Source organism: Halomonas sp. PBN3 (assembly GCF_000475415.1).
GTDB classification, from domain to species: Bacteria; Pseudomonadota; Gammaproteobacteria; order Pseudomonadales; family Halomonadaceae; genus Halomonas; species Halomonas shengliensis.
Window position 1 is genome coordinate 24237 of sequence record NZ_AXCA01000101.1, and the last position, 16392, is coordinate 40628.

The 16392-nt window shown below is 67.6% G+C and carries 14 protein-coding genes and 2 tRNA genes; 11 read left to right on the forward strand and 5 right to left on the reverse strand.

Going from position 1 to position 16392, the window contains the following annotated elements; all coding sequences use genetic code 11:
- Nucleotides 1-72: 72 nt before the first annotated feature.
- A complete protein-coding gene (locus Q673_RS23815; protein ID WP_235048485.1) occupies nt 73-1710 on the forward strand; it encodes a phospholipase D family protein in 1638 nt (545 codons plus the stop codon).
- On the opposite strand, the gene Q673_RS23820 is transcribed toward Q673_RS23815, so the two are convergent.
- A complete protein-coding gene (locus Q673_RS23820; RefSeq protein WP_023005169.1) occupies nt 1705-2562 on the reverse strand; it encodes an alpha/beta fold hydrolase in 858 nt (285 codons plus the stop codon). The two genes, Q673_RS23815 and Q673_RS23820, sit on opposite strands and share 6 nt — an antisense overlap.
- 124 nt (nt 2563-2686) lie before the next feature.
- Here Q673_RS23820 and Q673_RS23825 point away from each other — a divergent pair, with 124 nt between their 5' ends.
- The 4 genes from Q673_RS23825 to Q673_RS23840 all read left to right on the forward strand — a co-directional run bounded on the left by Q673_RS23825 (nt 2687) and on the right by Q673_RS23840 (nt 9542).
- Nucleotides 2687-4138, forward strand: coding sequence for a TolC family outer membrane protein (locus Q673_RS23825; RefSeq protein ID WP_023005170.1), 1452 nt, complete (start codon nt 2687-2689; stop codon nt 4136-4138).
- A 117-nt stretch (nt 4139-4255) separates the two neighbouring features.
- Entirely contained in the window at nt 4256-5515 is a 1260-nt protein-coding gene (locus Q673_RS23830) for an efflux RND transporter periplasmic adaptor subunit (RefSeq protein WP_023005171.1), read from the forward strand.
- Nucleotides 5512-8688: an efflux RND transporter permease subunit gene (locus Q673_RS23835; protein WP_023005172.1), complete on the forward strand. Its 3177-nt coding sequence runs from the start codon at nt 5512-5514 to the stop codon at nt 8686-8688. The genes Q673_RS23830 and Q673_RS23835 overlap by 4 nt, the downstream gene beginning before the upstream one ends.
- Before the next feature lie 185 nt (nt 8689-8873).
- Nucleotides 8874-9542, forward strand: a complete 669-nt coding sequence (locus Q673_RS23840; protein WP_023005173.1) for a hypothetical protein — start codon at nt 8874-8876, stop codon at nt 9540-9542.
- A 13-nt stretch (nt 9543-9555) separates the two neighbouring features.
- Here Q673_RS23840 and Q673_RS23845 read toward each other — a convergent pair whose 3' ends face one another.
- The gene (locus Q673_RS23845; RefSeq protein WP_023005174.1) at nt 9556-10170 is read right to left on the reverse strand and encodes a TetR family transcriptional regulator; all 615 of its coding nucleotides are present in this window, start codon (nt 10168-10170) and stop codon (nt 9556-9558) included.
- Nucleotides 10171-10412: 242 nt separating this feature from the next.
- Between Q673_RS23845 and Q673_RS23850 the strand changes: the two genes are divergently transcribed.
- Nucleotides 10413-11444 carry a succinylglutamate desuccinylase/aspartoacylase family protein gene (locus Q673_RS23850; protein WP_023005175.1) on the forward strand — a complete coding sequence of 344 codons (1032 nt, stop codon included), beginning with the start codon at nt 10413-10415 and terminating at the stop codon, nt 11442-11444.
- A 17-nt stretch (nt 11445-11461) separates the two neighbouring features.
- Here the strand turns inward: Q673_RS23850 and dusA are convergent, their stop codons facing one another.
- On the reverse strand, nt 11462-12490 hold the full coding sequence (gene dusA / locus Q673_RS23855) for a tRNA dihydrouridine(20/20a) synthase DusA (RefSeq protein WP_023005176.1): 1029 nt from the start codon (nt 12488-12490) through the stop codon (nt 11462-11464).
- 145 nt (nt 12491-12635) lie between these two features.
- Between dusA and Q673_RS23860 the strand changes: the two genes are divergently transcribed.
- Nucleotides 12636-12959: a TraR/DksA family transcriptional regulator gene (locus Q673_RS23860; protein ID WP_023005177.1), complete on the forward strand. Its 324-nt coding sequence runs from the start codon at nt 12636-12638 to the stop codon at nt 12957-12959.
- 56 nt (nt 12960-13015) lie between these two features.
- On the forward strand, nt 13016-13597 hold the full coding sequence (locus Q673_RS23865; protein WP_031217766.1) for a hypothetical protein: 582 nt from the start codon (nt 13016-13018) through the stop codon (nt 13595-13597).
- A 19-nt stretch (nt 13598-13616) separates the two neighbouring features.
- Here the strand turns inward: Q673_RS23865 and Q673_RS23870 are convergent, their stop codons facing one another.
- Together Q673_RS23870 and Q673_RS36820 are read right to left on the reverse strand one after the other, a co-directional pair.
- On the reverse strand, nt 13617-14207 hold the full coding sequence (locus tag Q673_RS23870; protein ID WP_023005179.1) for a helix-turn-helix domain-containing protein: 591 nt from the start codon (nt 14205-14207) through the stop codon (nt 13617-13619).
- Nucleotides 14208-14312: 105 nt separating this feature from the next.
- Nucleotides 14313-14486, reverse strand: a complete 174-nt coding sequence (locus Q673_RS36820; RefSeq protein ID WP_023005180.1) for a hypothetical protein — start codon at nt 14484-14486, stop codon at nt 14313-14315.
- Nucleotides 14487-14621: 135 nt separating this feature from the next.
- Here Q673_RS36820 and gltX point away from each other — a divergent pair, with 135 nt between their 5' ends.
- From gltX to Q673_RS23885, 3 genes are all read left to right on the forward strand, one after another.
- On the forward strand, nt 14622-16100 hold the full coding sequence (gene gltX, locus Q673_RS23875) for a glutamate--tRNA ligase (protein WP_023005181.1): 1479 nt from the start codon (nt 14622-14624) through the stop codon (nt 16098-16100).
- A 58-nt stretch (nt 16101-16158) separates the two neighbouring features.
- Nucleotides 16159-16234, forward strand: a tRNA-Ala gene (locus Q673_RS23880).
- A 23-nt stretch (nt 16235-16257) separates the two neighbouring features.
- Nucleotides 16258-16333: transfer RNA gene (locus tag Q673_RS23885), tRNA-Glu, on the forward strand.
- Nucleotides 16334-16392 lie beyond the last annotated feature (59 nt).

The following is a 16392-nucleotide window of genomic DNA, read 5'->3' on the forward strand; positions in this document are numbered from 1 at the left end:
ATACTATCACTGCACACGCTTGTATGTAAGTTGGCCACGCCTTGTCGTCTCGCGAAGTCGGGGCGAGTGGGCTTGGATCTAGCAAGTGGTGGTTGCCGACGGGCGTGCAGGGATGGATCATACCGCAACGATCCACCGCCGGACAGGAGCGCTACCATCACGACACATCTCACCCTGGCCCGGGGTCTTGCGTGGCTGGGCCTGCTGGCGCTGCTCGGTGGCTGCTCGCTGCCCTCCCTCGAGGGTCGGCTCGAATCATCGGCGCTGGACGAGGAGCAGAGCCGCGCCACGCGGCTCGGCCAGGCCCTGGCGCCGCGGGTCGCTGAACATCCCGGCCTGAGCGGTATCCATCCCCTGGCCAGTCCCACCGATGCCTTCGCCGCCAGGATGGTCTTGGCCAAGGCGGCGGAGCGCACCCTGGATCTGCAGTACTATATTTGGCGTCCCGATATCACCGGCGTGCTGTTGCTGGAGGCGCTGCATGCGGCCGCCGACCGGGGGGTCAGGGTGCGCCTGCTGCTCGATGACAGCGGCACCGCGGGGATCGATGCGGAGCTGGCGGCGCTGGCCAGCCACCCCAATATCCAGATCCGGCTCTTCAACCCCTTCGTGGTGCGCTCCCCCAAGTGGCTCGGCTTCCTGACCGATTTCTCCCGGGCCAACCGGCGCATGCACAACAAGGCCTTCATCGCCGACAACCAGGTCTCGATCATCGGTGGGCGCAATATCGCCGACGAGTACTTCGCCGCCACCGAGGAGGTGCACTTCTCGGATCTGGATGTGCTGGCCGTCGGCGATGTGGTCGATGAGGTCTCCACGGACTTCGATCGTTACTGGCGCAGTGCCTCGGCCTATCCGGTGGCGCGCATCCTGTCGGGAGCCGACCCCGAAGGACTCGAGCGGCTCGCCAGGGCGGCCGACGAGGAGTCCCGTGATCCCGAGGCGGATCGCTACATGCAGGCCGTAGCGGAGACCGAGCTCGTGCAGAAGCTGGTCGCCGGAGAGCTCGAACTGGAGTGGAGCCCGGTTCACATGCTCAGCGATGATCCCGCCAAGGGGCTTGGGCAGGCGAGTGACGAGGGGCTGCTGTTCCATGAGCTGGAGCGCCTGCTCAGCGATGCCGAGGCCTCTGTGGCGCTGGTTTCCCCCTATTTCGTGCCCGCCGAGGCCGGCACGGCAGCCCTGGTTCGCCAGGCACGCCAGGGCATTCGGGTGCGGGTGCTGACCAATGCCCTGGAGGCCACCGATGTCATCGCCGTGCACGCCGGTTATGCCAAGCGGCGCAAGGCCCTGCTCGAAGCGGGAGTCAGGCTCTACGAGATGCACCGTGGCAGCAACCACCAGGGTGACGGGCTGAGGGCCGGCCCCTTCGGTAGTTCCGGGGCCAGCCTGCATGCCAAGACCTTCGCCGTGGATGGCGAGCGGGCATTCGTGGGGTCGTTCAACTTCGATCCTCGCTCGGCCCACCTGAACACCGAGCTGGGGTTTATCATCGAGAGCCCGGCACTGGCTCGGCAGATCGATGCCTCCTTCGAGACCGGGATCCCCTCCAGCGCCTACGAGGTGCGCCTGGATCGTGAGGGGGATCTCTACTGGATCGAGCGGCGCGGCGAAGAGGTGATTCGCCACGACACGGAACCCAACTCGAGCTGGGGGAGACGGCTGGGTGTCTTGCTGATCTCGTTGCTGCCGATCGAGTGGTTGCTATAGGTCTCGGCGCTGGGGAGTGTGGCACGCAAGGAAGTCGGCAATGGCGGTGACCTGGTCGTCGCGGTCGAGGAAGGGGGCGTGGCCGCAGCCGGCCGCCTCCAGGGTGATCAGTTGCGGCTGTATCTCGGCCATGCGCGCCAGCGTGGTGGCGGCGAGCAGGGGAGAGTGGGCGCCGCGGATCACCATCAGCGGGCACGTCAGGGTGGCCCAGTCGCGCCACAGATCCCTGGGCGTATCGTGGACAAACTGCGCGCTGATCTGCGGGTCGTAGTGAAAGCTCCAGCGCCCGTCGGGCAGGCGCCGTGCGCTCTCCAGTGCCAGGCGCCGCCAGCTGTCATCGTTCTCGATGCCAAATCCCGCATAGTGGTGGCGCAGCTCCGCCTCGAGCTCCCGGAAACTCGTGAATTGGTGGCTGCGCGAGAAGTAGTCGCCGAGTTCGGCCAGCCCATCGGGAGCCATTTCGGGGCCGATATCGTTGAGCACCAGGCGCTCGATGCGCGAGGCGGTGGCGGGTTCGGCGGCCAGGCGCAGCCCCAGCAGGCCACCCATGGAGGTGCCCAGCCAGGCCACGCGCGCGAGGGCAAAGTGGTCGAGCAGGGCGCGGGCGACCTCGGCATAGCGGGCGTAGGTGTAGTCGCGTTCGGGGCGGGGCGACCACGAGGAGAGGCCGCGCCCCGGGGTGTCCGGCGCCAGCACGCGCCACTCGGGCCCGAGGCGATGGGCCAGCTCGGCGAAGTCACCACCATGGCGGGCCAGGCCATGCCAGGCCACCAGGGTACGGCGGGCGCCGGGGTGCCAGATCCTCACCGCCATGTCGAGAGCGTCTACGCGGATCCACTCAAGGTGCTGCATGCTGCGCCTCCGCTGCCGGGGTTGCCACGATATGCCATATTGTTCCTCGATGATAAGGTGGAATCGATCCGCGGACATGCGACAATGTATGTATATCAATTTCCCATCGATCGAGGATGAGCCGATGATGTCACCCTGCCCGTCGCGCTGTGCCCGCCCTGTGCGAGTCCTGCGCCGTGCCCTGCTGCCGATGATGGTGGCTTCCGCCCTGGCGGCGCCCGCCCAGGCGGCGGACCTGCTGACCATCGCCCGGGACGCCCTGCAGAACAACGCCGCGCTGTCGTCGGAGCGCGCCGTCACGCGCAGCACCGAGGAGGAGCGTCGGGTCCAGCGCGGTGACTTGCTGCCCCAGGTCAATACGTCGGCGGAGATGGTCCACAATCGCCAGGACGAGACCCAGAGCAGGGGGGGCGTGATCTCCGCGAGTGGGACGGCCGGAGACGATAGTTACAATACGGCCAGGCTCACTCTCGAGGCCACCCAGGCGCTCTATGATGCCATCAACAGCCGCGAGGTGGTGCGCGCCGAGCGCCAGATCGACCAGCAGCTCTACCGGCTGGCGGCCACCGAGCAGCAGGTGCTGATCGACGTATCCACGGCCTACTTCGAGATCCTGCGTGCCTACGAGGTGCTCCAGGCGCGGCTGGCCCAGGAGCGAGCCATTGGGCGTCAGCTGGAGCAGGCCCGGGAGCAGTTCGAGGTGGGGCTGATCGCGATCACCGAGGTCGAGGAGGCCCAGGCCAGTTTCGACCGCTCGCGGGCCGAGCGCATCGCCGCCGAGAGCGACCTGCAGGTGCGCTTCGAGGAGCTGGAGCGCCTGACCGGCCAGCGCTACGAGAACATCGAGGCCCTGGGCCAGAGGCTGCCGATCCGTCCCCCGGAGTTTGCTTCCCGCGACCACTGGGTGGAGCTGGCCATGCAGAACAACCCTCTGGTGCTGGCCAGCCAGGCCGGCATCGAGGTGTCGCGCAGCAGCGTGGATATCGCCCGTGCCCAGCGTCTGCCAACGCTCGACGCCTTCGCCAGCTACCAGTACAGCGATAGCGATGAGGATGGGGTCACCGGACACGATGAGTACAGCCAGCTTGGTCTGCGCGCCAGCCTGCCGCTCTATACCGGTGGTCGCACCAGCGCTTCCATTCGTCAGAACACCTACCTGCTGGAGTCCTCCCAGTACGACTTCGAGGACCAGCGGCGCAGCACCATTCAGGAGGTGCGTTCCCGCTATACCCGGGTGACCAACGATGTCTCCACGATAGAGGCGCGCGCCCAGGCGGTGGTCTCCAACCAGAGCGCCCTGGACGCCACACGCGCCGGCTATGAGGTGGGCACCCGCAATATCGTCGATGTGCTCAACGCCGAGCAGAACCTTTACGATGCGATCGCCGAGCATGCCAGTGCCCGCTACGACTACGTGATCAACCGTCTCAGCCTGCGCCAGCAGAGCGGTCTTCTGGATGTCGAGGCCCTGCAGCAGATCAATGCCTACCTCGACGGGGGCAGCGTCGCCTTCCAGTTGCCGGATGAGGCGGGAAGCGATCCGGTGATGGAGATCGGCGAACGCCCCATGCCCTAGGCAATGACCATCTGGGTCAATGGCCGCCTGAGGGTTGCTTAGGCGGCTAATATTTACATCCATACAATGATGAATGTAAAATCCGTTCACCTGACGTCTTCAACGGGAACCCCACGCATGAAAATCGCATATCGATTCGGCCGGGCGGGCCTGCTCTTCCTGGCAGCCAGTCTGTTGCTGGCCGGCTGTGGCCGGGACGAGGCATCTCAGCAGGGCGGCGCCCAGGAGCGGCCTCCGCACCCGGTGGAGGTGGCCGAACTGAGCCCCCAGGACATCGCCCTGGAGCGCTCCTACCCTGCGCTGTTGCGCAGCGATAACGAGGTCACCCTGGTGGCGCGTGTCACCGGCTTCCTGGAACAGCGCCACTTCGAGCCCGGTGAGATGGTGAAGGAGGGCCAGCTGCTCTACTCCATCGAGCCAGATCTCTACCAGGCGGCGGTCAACCAGCGCCAGGCCGACCTGCAGAGTGCCCGCGCCGAGCTGGTACGGGCCCAGCGTGATGCCGAGCGCTTTGAGCGCCTGCTGAGCCAGAACTCGGTGAGCCGTCAGCAGGTTGATCAGGCGCGTGCCGAGTTGGGGGTGGCGCGCGCGGCGGTGGCCCAGGCCGAGGCGGCGCTGGCCAGCGCGCGTATCGACCTCGATTATACCGAGGTCACCGCACCGGTCGCGGGCATGATCAGCCTCTCACGGGTCAACGTCGGCAACCTGGTGAGCCATGGCACCGAGCTCGCCACCATCACCCCGCTGGACCCGCTGGAGGTGCGCTTCCAGCTGCCCCAGTACGATGCCTTCGAGCTGCGTCGTCAGCTGGACAACCCCGATGCCATCGCCGAGATCCGCGTCGTGTTGCAGGTGCCCGGCCTGAACGGCGGCGCGGGTGAGCCTCTTGTGGGTCGTCTGGACTTCCTCGGCTCCCGCGTGGAGGAGAGCACCAGCACGGTGCAGGCCAGCGCCACCTTCGCTAATCCCGAGCATCGCGTGCTGCCCGGGCAGTTCGTGCGCGTCAGTCTCGAGGGGCTCAAACGCTACGACGTGTTGGCGGTACCCGAGATCGCCGTCGGTCAGGGCCTGATGGGGCCCCAGGTGTTCGTCCTCGACGAGGACAACGTGGCGCGTGCGCGACCGGTCGACCTGGCCGAGGTAGCCGGCCCCTGGCAGATCCTGGCCGGCGGCGTGGAGCCCGGCGAGCGGGTGGTGGTTGGCGACCTCGCCGGCATCGAGCCGGGGGTGACCATCGAGCCGCTGCCCTTCGATGGCGAGGCCGGCGAGATCGTCGAGGAGCAGGAGCAGCAGGAACGGCAGGCCGAGCAGCAGGAGATGGAAGCGGCGGACGAGTCCGGGGCTCTCGCTGAGGACGCCGAGGACGACGCCTCATGAATTTCTCCAACTTCTTCATCAAGCGGCCGATCTTCGCCACGGTGCTGGCGATCATCCTGACGGTAATCGGGGTGGTCAGCATGCGGGTGCTGCCCATCGAGCAATACCCCAGCGTGGTGCCTCCCACCGTTTCCGTGAATGCTCAGTTCCCCGGGGCCGACGCCGAGACGGTGGCCCAGACGGTGGCGGCCCCCCTGGCGGAGGCGATCAACGGCGTCGAGGACATGCTCTACATGACCTCGACCAGCGCCGATAACGGCATCATGAGCCTTCAGGTCGCCTTCGACATAGGGACCGATGGCGACATCAATACCATCAACGTCAACAATCGGGTGCAGGGGGCGCTGTCGCAGCTGCCTGAGCAGGTGCAGGCTCAGGGGGTTACGGTGGAGCTGCGCTCCAGCTCGATCCTGATGCTGGTCGCGCTGATCTCGCCGGAAGGCGACTACGACAACGTCTACATGCAGAACTACGCTACCCTCAATATCCTCGACGAGCTGCGCCAGGTGCCCGGCGTGGGGGAGGCCGAGGTGCTGGGGGGTGGCGAGTTCGCCATGCGTATCTGGATGGACCCGGACAAGCTGGCCCAGTACGACCTGACGCCCACCGAGGTGGCGGCGGCGATCCGCGCCCAGAACACCGAGGTGCCGGCGGGGAGCCTGGCCGGCACGCCCCAGAGCGAGCCGCGCGCTTTCACCTACACCATCACCGCCGGCGGTCGCCTCAACAACGTCGATGACTTCCGCAATATCTTCCTGCGCACCAACCCCGATGGCTCCGCGCTGCGCCTGAATGACGTGGCGCGCATCGAGCTGGGGGCGTCATTCTACGGGGTCAACGCCAAGCTGAATGGCGGCGCCATGACGCCGATCATCATCAACCAGCAGCCCGGTGCCAACGCCCTGGAGACGGCTCAAGCCGTTATCGACACCATGGCCGAGCTGGAGACTCGCTTCCCGCCGGGGCTGGAGCAGGTGGTGCCCTATGACACCACGCTGTTCATCGATGCCTCGGTAGAGACGGTTATAAAAACCTTCATCGAGGCCTTCCTGATCGTTGCGGTGATCCTGTTCGTGTTCCTGCAGAACTGGCGCTTCACGGTGATCGCCATGTCGGTGGTGCCGGTCTCGGTGCTGGCCACCTTCGCCGGCTTCTACCTGTTCGACTTCTCCATCAACCTGCTGACGCTGTTCGCCCTGGTGCTCTCCATCGGCATCGTGGTGGATGATGCCATCCTGGTGGTGGAGAACGTCGAGCGGGTGCTCAGCGAGGACGAGGAGATCACGGTCACCCAGGCCACCATCCGCGCCATGAAGGAGGTCGGCGGCCCGATCATCGCCACCTCGCTGATCATGGCGGCGGTGTTCGTGCCGGTGGCCTTCCTGGGCGGCTTCACCGGCCAGATCTACCAGCAGTTCGCCCTGACGGTGGCGATCTCGGTGACCTTCTCGGCGCTGATGGCGCTGACCTTCACTCCGGCGCTGTCGGCGGTGCTCATCAAGCGCAAGTCGCAGATAGGCGAATCGAAGCTGATGCGTGCGATCAACACGCCGCTGCGTCTGTTCGACAGCCTGTTCGCCGGCACCACCGCCGCCTACATGTGGGTGGTCAGCGTACTGGTGCGCTTCTGGGGGCTGGCACTGCTGCTGACTGGCCTGGTGATCGGCGGCTCCTGGTGGCTCTACCAGATCACCCCCACGACCCTGGTGCCGGAGACCGACCAGGGCATCGTGCTGGCCAGCGTGCAGCTGCCGGATTCGGCCTCGTTGGCCCGTACCCAGGCCTACATGGCCGAGCTGAGCAGCCGCATCGAGGCGATCGAGGGAGTCGAGTACAGTTCCGCCGTGGCGGGCTATGACATCCTCTCCAGCGCGGTGAATACCGCCCGGGGCGTGATGTTCATCAACATGGTGCCCTGGGATGAGCGCGAGCTGACCGCGGATGAGCTGGTCGGCCGTATCATGCAGCTCGGCGCCCAGATTCCCGGCGGCTCGGTCATGGCCTTCAACGTGCCGCCGATCATAGGGCTCTCCACCACCGGCGGTTTCACCGGCTACCTGCAGTCCTTCGAGGGGGCCAGCTCCGAGGAGTTGTTCCAGGCTTCGATGAAAGTGATGCAGGCCGCGGACGAGCATCCGGCCCTGCAGCGGGTGTTCACCACCTTCAACGTCAACGTGCCGGGCTACCGGGCCGAGATCGACCAGCAGAAAGCGCTCAGCTACGGTGTGGCGCTGGAAGACCTCAACGCTACCCTGTCGAATACCTTCGGCAACGGCTTCGTCAACTACTTCAGCTACCAGAACCGCAACTTCCAGGTCTACCTGCAGAACGAGGACGAGTTTCGCCGGACCCCGGACGACATCAACAACGTCTATGTGCGCGGCGGCAACGGCGAGCGGATCCCGCTCTCGGAGTTCGTGACCCTCGAGCGCCAGGCCAAGCCGACGGTGGTATCGCGCTTCGGGGTCTATCTGGGCGCCCAGTTCCAGGGCAGCCCGGCACCGGGCTACAGCTCCGGCGAGGCGATCGCCGCCATGGAGCAGATCGTCGAGGAGGAGCTCGGCAGCAACTGGGGCATGGGCTGGACCGGTACCGCCTATCAGGAGACCCAGGTGGGCAATACTGCCACACTGGCTATGATTTTTGGCCTGCTGATGGTGTTCCTGATCCTGGCGGCGCAGTACGAGAGCTGGTCGCTGCCGCTGGCGGTACTGACCGCGACGCCCTTCGCCTTCCTGGGCGGCATCGGCGGCATCGTACTGCGCGGGCTGGACACCAGCGTCTACGTGGAGATCGGCATGCTGGTGGTGGTGGGCCTGGCGGCCAAGAACGCCATCCTGATCGTCGAGTTCGCCGAGCTGCAGCGCAAGGAGCTCGGCAAGACGATCCGCGAGGCGGCCATCAGCGCCGCGGAGCTGCGCTTCCGGCCCATCGTGATGACCTCCCTGGCCTTCATCTTGGGTACCCTGCCGCTGGCCCTGGCCAGCGGGGCCAGCGACGTGAGCAGCCACCACATCGGCACCACGGTGGCGGTAGGCATGGCCTCGGTGGCGGTGCTGGGCAGCTTCTTCATCCCCAGCTTCTACGCCATGATCGCCAGCATCTCCGACTGGCTGCGGCGCAAGCTGGGCGGCAAGCCCGAGCCGCAGGCGGCCTCCGGCGAAAGCGGCTAGCGATCACCGCATCGCCGATCCGGCCATCAAGGGGCGCCTCAGCGAGGCGCCCCTTGCCGTGTCGGGGCTGGTTCGTGGGCCCATGATCCAGGTCATGGGCCCACGAACCACGGGGCGCGATGGATCGACTATAGTGAGGGGCAGGAGTTGATTCGTCGGCTAAGCATCACCGCGAGGAGGTGGCCATGCAGTTCGTGATGGAAATTGCGCTGAGTTTTCCGGTGGTGGTATTCAGCGTGCTGATGCCGCTGGTACTGCTCTACTGGGTGCTGGTGGCGCTACGCCTGGTCCCGCTGGAACTCTTTGAGCACGACAGCCTGAAGGGGGACTACCTCGCCAGCTCCCTGGTGGCGTTGGGCTTCGCCGGCGTGCCGGCCTCCTTCTCGCTGTCGGTGCTGCTGTTGCTGGCCGCGGCCATCACCCTGGCGGTGGAGCTGCTTGGCCTGCGCTGGCTTGACCTGGGCTTCTTCCGGGTGCCGCTGGGCGTGGTGGTGCTGTGGGGCGCCTTCGCCATCGCCTCGCCGCTGGCCGCGGCTCTCTGCGGTTCGATGCGGCGCTGGTTTCACCGCCACCTGCTCGGCCACCAGCGCTGCCTGCTGGGCGAGCATGTCGAGGTGCTGGCCGAACCGGATGGCGAGGGGTGGACGCGTGCAACCCTGGTCGATGATCCGCAGCATGAGGTGCGCCTGCACGGCAAGGCAGACAGCATGCCTCACGTCGGCGAGCATCGGGTGCTGGTGAAATACGTGGCCGAGGAGGGCGCCTATCGCAGCGTCGACGCCACGGAGTTTCGAGAGGCGCGCTCACACCTCCACCGCCTGCGCCTTGGTGGAGGCCGCTCGGCCACCGTTTGATGGGACTGAGTGGTTAGGCGCGACGCATCAGGGCGAGCTGGGTATCCACCAGCTCGCGGCCCTTGGCCACCAGCGAGAAGCGCTCGTGGTTGCGCAGCCAGTCGTGGAAGAGGCCGCCGAGCATCGCCTGCATCAGCTCGGCGGCGATGACCGGCGAGAGGTCGTCGCGCAGATGGCCCAGGCGGGCGGCGCAGGCGAAGTAGTCGGCCAGGGCACCGCAGGCCTCATCTGCCATCTCGTTCTGCATGGCCAGCGGATCGATGTCGCCGAACACCTCGCAGTGGTGGATCAGGATGACGTGGACCCGCCGATACTGGGGCTGTTCCAGACGCTCGAAGCCCTTGAGGATGGCCAGCCGAATGGCCTCCAGGGGGCGCTCCACCAGACTTGGATCACCGATCTCCGCAACCAGTTCCTGGAATGGCATGCGCACCCGGCCGAGCATCGCCTGGAAGAGGTCGGCCTTGTTGCGGAAGTGCCAGTAGACGGCGCCGCGGGTCACGCCGGCGTGGCGGGCGATCTGCTCCAGGGAGGTCCGGGCGACCCCCTTCTCCAGGAAAACCTCCTCGGCGGCGTCGAGCAGGGCCTCGCGGGTGGCGGCGGCCTCGGCCTTGGTGCGTCTGGCCATGGGCAGAATCTCATGCGGATAACAGGCTTCCATTCTACCCGATCCCCGGGCATTTTACATGCACGAATGTATGCTTGAGGTGGCCGTCAAAGCGGGCCGTGGCCACCCGAGGCTGTTCCGGCGACGGCTCCCGGTGTGCCGGGCCGTCGAGGGGCGTGGAGGCTACGGTAGTTCCATGGGCTCGCCAATATCCTGTGCGAGGCGTATAAGAATCAGGTGAACGATTGCCTCAGGAGTGCCCGATGGCCAGAGCCCCCTTCGACCTCGCCGGTGTCAGAATTGCCGCCGGCAGCCGCACCCAGATCGATGTGCCCGCCGCACGCCTTTATACCCATGCGCCACTCTCGATCCCGGTGGAGGTGGTTCACGGCCGCCAGGCAGGGCCGACGCTGCTGGTGTGCGGGGGCATCCACGGTGACGAGATCAACAGCGTGGAGATCGTACGGCGTCTGTTGCGTTCGAAGCAGCTGCAGGGGCTGCGCGGCACCTTGGTCGCCGCCCCCATCGTGAACGTCTTCGGTTTCGTGCAGCACAGTCGCTACCTGCCCGACCGGCGCGATCTCAACCGCTGCTTCCCGGGCAGCGAGTCGGGCTCCCTGGGCGGGCGCATGGCGTCGCTTTTCCGCGAGGCGATCGTCGATCAGGCCACCCATATCATCGACCTGCACACCGGGGCGATCCATCGCACCAACTTGCCCCAGATCCGCGCCCAGCTGGTGCCCGGCAGCGAGACCGAGCGCATGGCCAACGCCTTCGGTGCGCCGGTGATCCTCAACGCCGAGTTGCGCGAGGGGAGCCTGCGCCACTATGCCCAGAACCGCGGCATCCCGGTGCTCACCTACGAGGCCGGCGAGGCGTTGCGCTTCGACGAGTGGGCGATCACCCCCGGCGTGCGCGGGGTTCTGCGAGTGATGCGTCGTCTGGGCATGCTGGCCGGTGAGCGGCGTCGTCGCGATCCGCCGGCCGCCGAGGTGGCCAATGGCTCGAGCTGGGCACGGGCACCCATCGACGGCATCCTGCGCCCCAGGGTGCGCCTGGGTGCCCGGGTGGCCAAGGGCGATGTGCTGGGCCGGGTGGCGGATCCCTTCGGCAACGCGGAGGGGGAGGTGCATGCCATGGCCGACGGTATCGTCATCGGCATGAGCCGCTTGCCGCTGGCCAACGAGGGCGAGGCGCTGTTCCATATCGCGCGCTTCGATGCCATCGAGGAGGCGGAGAGCGCCATCGAGGACTTCCACTCCAGCCTGGAGCCGCCACCCGACCCGCTCTACTGAGCCAGCGGGGAAGGGCGTCAGGCGGCGGAGGCCGCCTCGCGCTCGGGCACCAGGCCCAGGGCGTCGTCGAACACCGCCAGGCCCGCGCCGTCGCGGTGGGCGTTCTCGGAGAGGTGGCGGCGGAACTTGCGACCGCCGGGCTGGCCCTGAAAGAGGCCCAGCAGGTGGCGGGTGACATGGTTGAGCCGCGCGCCCTCCGCGAGGCGGCGGGCGATGTAGGGGCGCAGGGCACGCGCCGCGGCATGGCGGCTCGCCGCCGGGCCGGGCTCTCCGTAGAGGGCCGCATCGACGCCGGCCAGCAGCCAGGGGTTCTGGTAGGCCTCGCGCCCCACCATCACGCTGTCGACCCGCTCGAGCTGCTCGCGGCAGGCGTCGAGGGACTTCAGGCCGCCGTTGATGCCGATATGCAGGTCGGGGCGGCTCGCCTTGAGGCGATGCACCCGCGGGTAGTTGAGGGGCGGGATGTCGCGGTTCTCCTTGGGGGAGAGCCCCTCGAGCCATGCCTTGCGGGCGTGGACGATGAAGGTGTTGCAGCCGGCGTTGGCGACGATGTCGATGAAGCGCGTCAGGTCCGCGTCCTCGTCCTGGTCGTCGATGCCGATGCGGCACTTGACGGTGACCGGGATCGACACCGCGTCGCGCATGGCGCGCACCGCCTCGGCCACCTTGTGCGGGTGGCCCATCAGGCAGGCGCCGATCAGGTTGTTCTGCACCCGGTCGCTGGGGCAGCCGACGTTGAGGTTGACCTCGTCATAGCCCCACGCCTCGGCGATGGCGGCGCACTCGGCGAGCTCGCCGGCGTCGCTGCCGCCGAGCTGCAGCGCCAGCGGATGCTCGACGTCGTCATGGCCCAGGAAGCGCTCGCGGGGGCTGCCGTGGAGGATGGCGCCGGTGGTGACCATCTCGGTGTAGAGCAGGGCGCGGCGGGTCAGGGTCCGGGCGAAGACGCGGTAGTCGCGGGTCGTCCAGTCCATCATGGGGGCCACGGAGAAGGTGCGGTCCAGGGGCATCGGCATCACGGTGTCGCGGAGGGCAGGGCGCTGCATTCTACCAGCACCGCGCGATGGGTGGCCAATGGGGGGAGCGCCACCCGCGCGTTGATGCCGCGTCGCCGTGGCGTGATCTCGCCCCGCTGTCCTGGCCCGCCTCGTCGTCCATACTGTCACCTCTCACCCAGTAAAGGAGCCCGCCATGAGCGACCGCAAGCAGACGCTGGAGACGCTGCGCGACGAGCTGGTCGAGCGGCTGGAGCGCTACCAGGCCCATCAGGAGCAGCGGGACGGCCCGCTCGACAAGGACATGGAGGATCAGTCCATCGAGGTGGAGAACGACGAGGTGGTCGAGGCGCTGCACCGGGAGGCGGAGGCCGAGCTGCGTCAGGTGCTGCATGCGCTGGCGCGCCTCGACGCCGGCGAGGGCGACGCCTGCGAGCGCTGCGGCGAGGCCATCGACCCGCGGCGGCTCTCGGCACTGCCCTACACCACGCTCTGCCGCGACTGCGCCGAGGCGCACTGAGTGGCGCTCGAGGGTGATAGGCTGGCCGCCTGGCATCGATTCACCGGGAGGCGGGAATGAGAGCGTGGTACCGAGCGTGGGTGGCGGGGATGCTGCTGGCCCTGGTGGCTGGGTGTGGTGGCGAGGCGGAGGATGCCCCGCAGGATCCGCCCCAGCAGGTGGCGCTGCGCGAGCCGGAGCCGCCGTCGCCGCCGCCTCTCGAGGTCGATCCCATGGCCGAGGCGGCGGCCATCGACCTCGCCGCCAGCCTGGGCGGGGATCGCCGCCTGCGGGTGAGTGGCAACAGCAACCTGCCCGAGGGGGCGCGGCTGCAGGTGATCGTGGAGCGCGAACTGAGCGGCGTGCGCTGGCGCGAGCGGGTCAGCCTGGCGGCGGGACGCTTCGAGGCGGGGCCCTTCGGCCCCGGCAGCGGCCTGCCGGACGGCGGCTATCGGGTCACCGCGGAGCTGCAGGCGGCCAGCGTCCAGCCCCGCGAGGTGCAGGCGCGCATCGGTGCCGAGGGCGAGCACCTGAGCGGGCCCCTGGTCGCGGCCTCGCCCCATGGGCTGGGACAGGTGGTGCGTGCCTCGCGACGCTTCCTGGTGGGCAGCGAGCCGCGCCGCGCCAGCGAGCAGGTCGAGGTGCTGCGGGTCGAGTAAGGCGTCTCGGTGGTGCCACTCAGAGGGTGCCCGGCTGCCAGCGCGCCAGCAGCTTGCCCAGCAGCAGGGTATCCGGCGTATAGCCGGTCGGGGTGTCGGTCCCGGAGGCGACGAAGCGCAGGGCGCCATCCGCGGCCTGGGAGACATGGCGCACGCGGTGTTCGCCCTCCTGCTGGATCAGGTAGAGCCCGGGGCGGCGGAAGGTCTCGGTGGGTGCCATGGCGACCAGGTCACCGGGAGCGAGGTAGTCGAAGGGCTCATCCGGGGCCGGGGTCACCAGGAAGCAGTCGCCGTCCCACTCCAGGTCGGGCACCAGCTCGAAGGGCAGGTCGATGCGCCCGGCATGGCGATCCTGCCAGGGGGCCGGTGGATGGCGGCGCAGATAGAGCGGTGCGGCCCGGCCGCTGCCGTCGCCCTCGAGCAGGCGGGAGAGGGGACACTCCAGGGCCTGGGCCAGGGCGACCAGGCGCTCATGGCCGATCTGCTTGATGGCACCGGACTCCCAGTAGGAGATGGTGACGTCCGAGACGCCGACCCGGCGCGCCAGCGCGGCCTTGTTGAGCTTGGCTTCCTCGCGCAACGCCTTGATCCGCGGGCCTAGTTGGTGCATGTCTCCATCCTGTCGACTTTCGTGAGGTTGTTGTGATGACCCGAGATGATCTGCGATCACCTGGGCCTGTGCAATAGCGTGCGGCCAACGCTGCAACTGCGAAGGCTACCAGGCGACCGGCTCGCCGGCCCAGTCATAGAAGCTGTCACTCTCGGCGTATCGCCCGACGCCGATCACCCGCCCGGGGCGCACCAGCAAGGCGTCGATCACGGCACCGCCGATGGCGCCGATGGCGCCGGTGACCACGGCGGTGAAACCGTCGGGCAGTTGCGTCAGCATCGCGCTCTCCTTGGCAGGTGACCAGACATTGACCCCGGTCAGGCCGGATGATTCCCTGCCACGGCTGCCCCGCGACCGGCGGGTGCGTATAATGCCGCCATCCATCCACCCTCGGATCCGGGACACCGCAACGACATGACCGTACGCACGCGTATTGCACCGTCACCCACCGGCGATCCCCACGTCGGCACGGCCTACATCGCCCTGTTCAACCTTTGCTTCGCCCGCCAGCACGGCGGCCAGTTCATCCTGCGCATCGAGGATACCGACCGCGTACGCTCGACGCCTGAGTCGGAGCAGATGATCCTCGACTCCCTGCGCTGGTTGGGCCTCGAGTGGGACGAGGGTCCCGACGTGGGCGGGCCCCACGGCCCCTATCGCCAGAGCGAGCGGGGTGACATCTATGCCGAGTATGCCCGCCAGCTGATCGCGTCGGGGCACGCCTTCCGCTGCTACCGCACCAGCGAGGAGCTCGACGAGCTGCGCGAGGCGCGCAAGGCCGCCGGCATGCACCTGGCGCTCAAGCCCGCCGACCTGGCCCTGCCCGCGGAGGAGCAGGCCCGCCGCGAGCGTGAGGGCTGGCCCTATGTGGTGCGCATGCAGGTGCCGGCCAGCGGTACCTGCGTGGTGCAGGACATGCTGCGCGGCAGCATCGAGGTGGACTGGGCCCAGGTGGATGCCCAGATCCTGCTCAAGTCCGACGGCATGCCCACCTACCACCTGGCCAACGTGGTGGACGACCACCTGATGGGCATCACCCATGTGCTGCGCGGCGAGGAGTGGATCAACTCGGCGCCCAAGCACCAGCTGCTCTACGAGTACTTCGGCTGGCAGATGCCCGAGCTGTGCCACCTGCCGCTGCTGCGCAACCCCGACAAGTCCAAGCTCTCCAAGCGCAAGAACCCGACGTCGATCAACTACTACCGGCGCATGGGCTACCTACCCCAGGCGGTGACCAACTACCTAGGCCGCATGGGCTGGTCGATGCCGGACGAGCGCGAGAAGTTCAGCCTCGACGAGATGATGGCGCACTTCGACATCCAGCGGGTCTCGCTGGGCGGCCCGGTGTTCGACCTGGAGAAGCTCACCTGGCTCAACGGCCTCTATATCCGCGAGGAGCTCGACGATGAGGGCTTCCTCAGGGCGCTGATGGAGTGGGCCTTCAACGAGCGCTACGTGAAGGAGATCCTGCCCCAGGTGCGGCCGCGGGTGGAGACCCTCTCCGAGGTGGTGCCGCTGGCGGGCCACTTCTTCTCCGGCCTGCCGCGGATCAGCGAGGAGAGCTTCGACGGCGTCAAGCTGGGGCGCGAGGACCTGCTCAAGCTGCTGCAGTTCCTGGTGTGGCGCTTCGAGACGCTGCCCGCCTGGCACAAGGAGGCGCTGCTGGCCGAGGTCAAGGCGCTCGCCGCCCACTTCGGGCTCAAGATGAAGGAGTTCCTGGCCCCGGTGTTCATCGCCGTGACCGGCTCCCCCTCCAGCACCTCGGTGATGGACGCCATGGCGATCCTGGGCTCCGACATGACCCGGGCGCGCCTGCGCCACGCCATCGAGGTGCTCGGCGGCGTCTCCAAGAAGCAGGCCAAGCGCCTCGAGAAGGAGTACCGGGAGCTCTGAAAAATGGTTGACGAAGGCGAGGGGAATCAGTACTATACGCCTCGTCTTCACGGCACGTGGGGCCTTAGCTCAGCTGGGAGAGCGCGACACTGGCAGTGTCGAGGTCAGCGGTTCGATCCCGCTAGGCTCCACCAATCGTGCCGCCTGTGAAGGATACGTCCCATTCGTCTAGTGGCCTAGGACACCGCCCTTTCACGGCGGGAACAGGGGTTCGAACCCCCTATGGGACGCCACCCTATTCCACGAGAAGGGCACCCTGATGGGTGCCCTTCTTGCTTGTGCGCCAGGCATG

Coding starts and splice junctions, on each gene's coding strand:
- Q673_RS23820 (WP_023005169.1), bottom strand. CDS start 2,562: ATGCAGCACCTTGAGTGGATCCGCGTAGACGCTCTCGACATGGCGGTG.
- Q673_RS23825 (WP_023005170.1), top strand. CDS start 2,687: ATGATGTCACCCTGCCCGTCGCGCTGTGCCCGCCCTGTGCGAGTCCTG.
- Q673_RS23830 (WP_023005171.1), top strand. CDS start 4,256: ATGAAAATCGCATATCGATTCGGCCGGGCGGGCCTGCTCTTCCTGGCA.
- Q673_RS23835 (WP_023005172.1), top strand. CDS start 5,512: ATGAATTTCTCCAACTTCTTCATCAAGCGGCCGATCTTCGCCACGGTG.
- Q673_RS23840 (WP_023005173.1), top strand. CDS start 8,874: ATGCAGTTCGTGATGGAAATTGCGCTGAGTTTTCCGGTGGTGGTATTC.
- Q673_RS23845 (WP_023005174.1), bottom strand. CDS start 10,170: ATGGCCAGACGCACCAAGGCCGAGGCCGCCGCCACCCGCGAGGCCCTG.
- Q673_RS23850 (WP_023005175.1), top strand. CDS start 10,413: ATGGCCAGAGCCCCCTTCGACCTCGCCGGTGTCAGAATTGCCGCCGGC.
- dusA (WP_023005176.1), bottom strand. CDS start 12,490: ATGCAGCGCCCTGCCCTCCGCGACACCGTGATGCCGATGCCCCTGGAC.
- Q673_RS23860 (WP_023005177.1), top strand. CDS start 12,636: ATGAGCGACCGCAAGCAGACGCTGGAGACGCTGCGCGACGAGCTGGTC.
- Q673_RS23865 (WP_031217766.1), top strand. CDS start 13,016: ATGAGAGCGTGGTACCGAGCGTGGGTGGCGGGGATGCTGCTGGCCCTG.
- Q673_RS23870 (WP_023005179.1), bottom strand. CDS start 14,207: ATGCACCAACTAGGCCCGCGGATCAAGGCGTTGCGCGAGGAAGCCAAG.
- Q673_RS36820 (WP_023005180.1), bottom strand. CDS start 14,486: ATGCTGACGCAACTGCCCGACGGTTTCACCGCCGTGGTCACCGGCGCC.
- gltX (WP_023005181.1), top strand. CDS start 14,622: ATGACCGTACGCACGCGTATTGCACCGTCACCCACCGGCGATCCCCAC.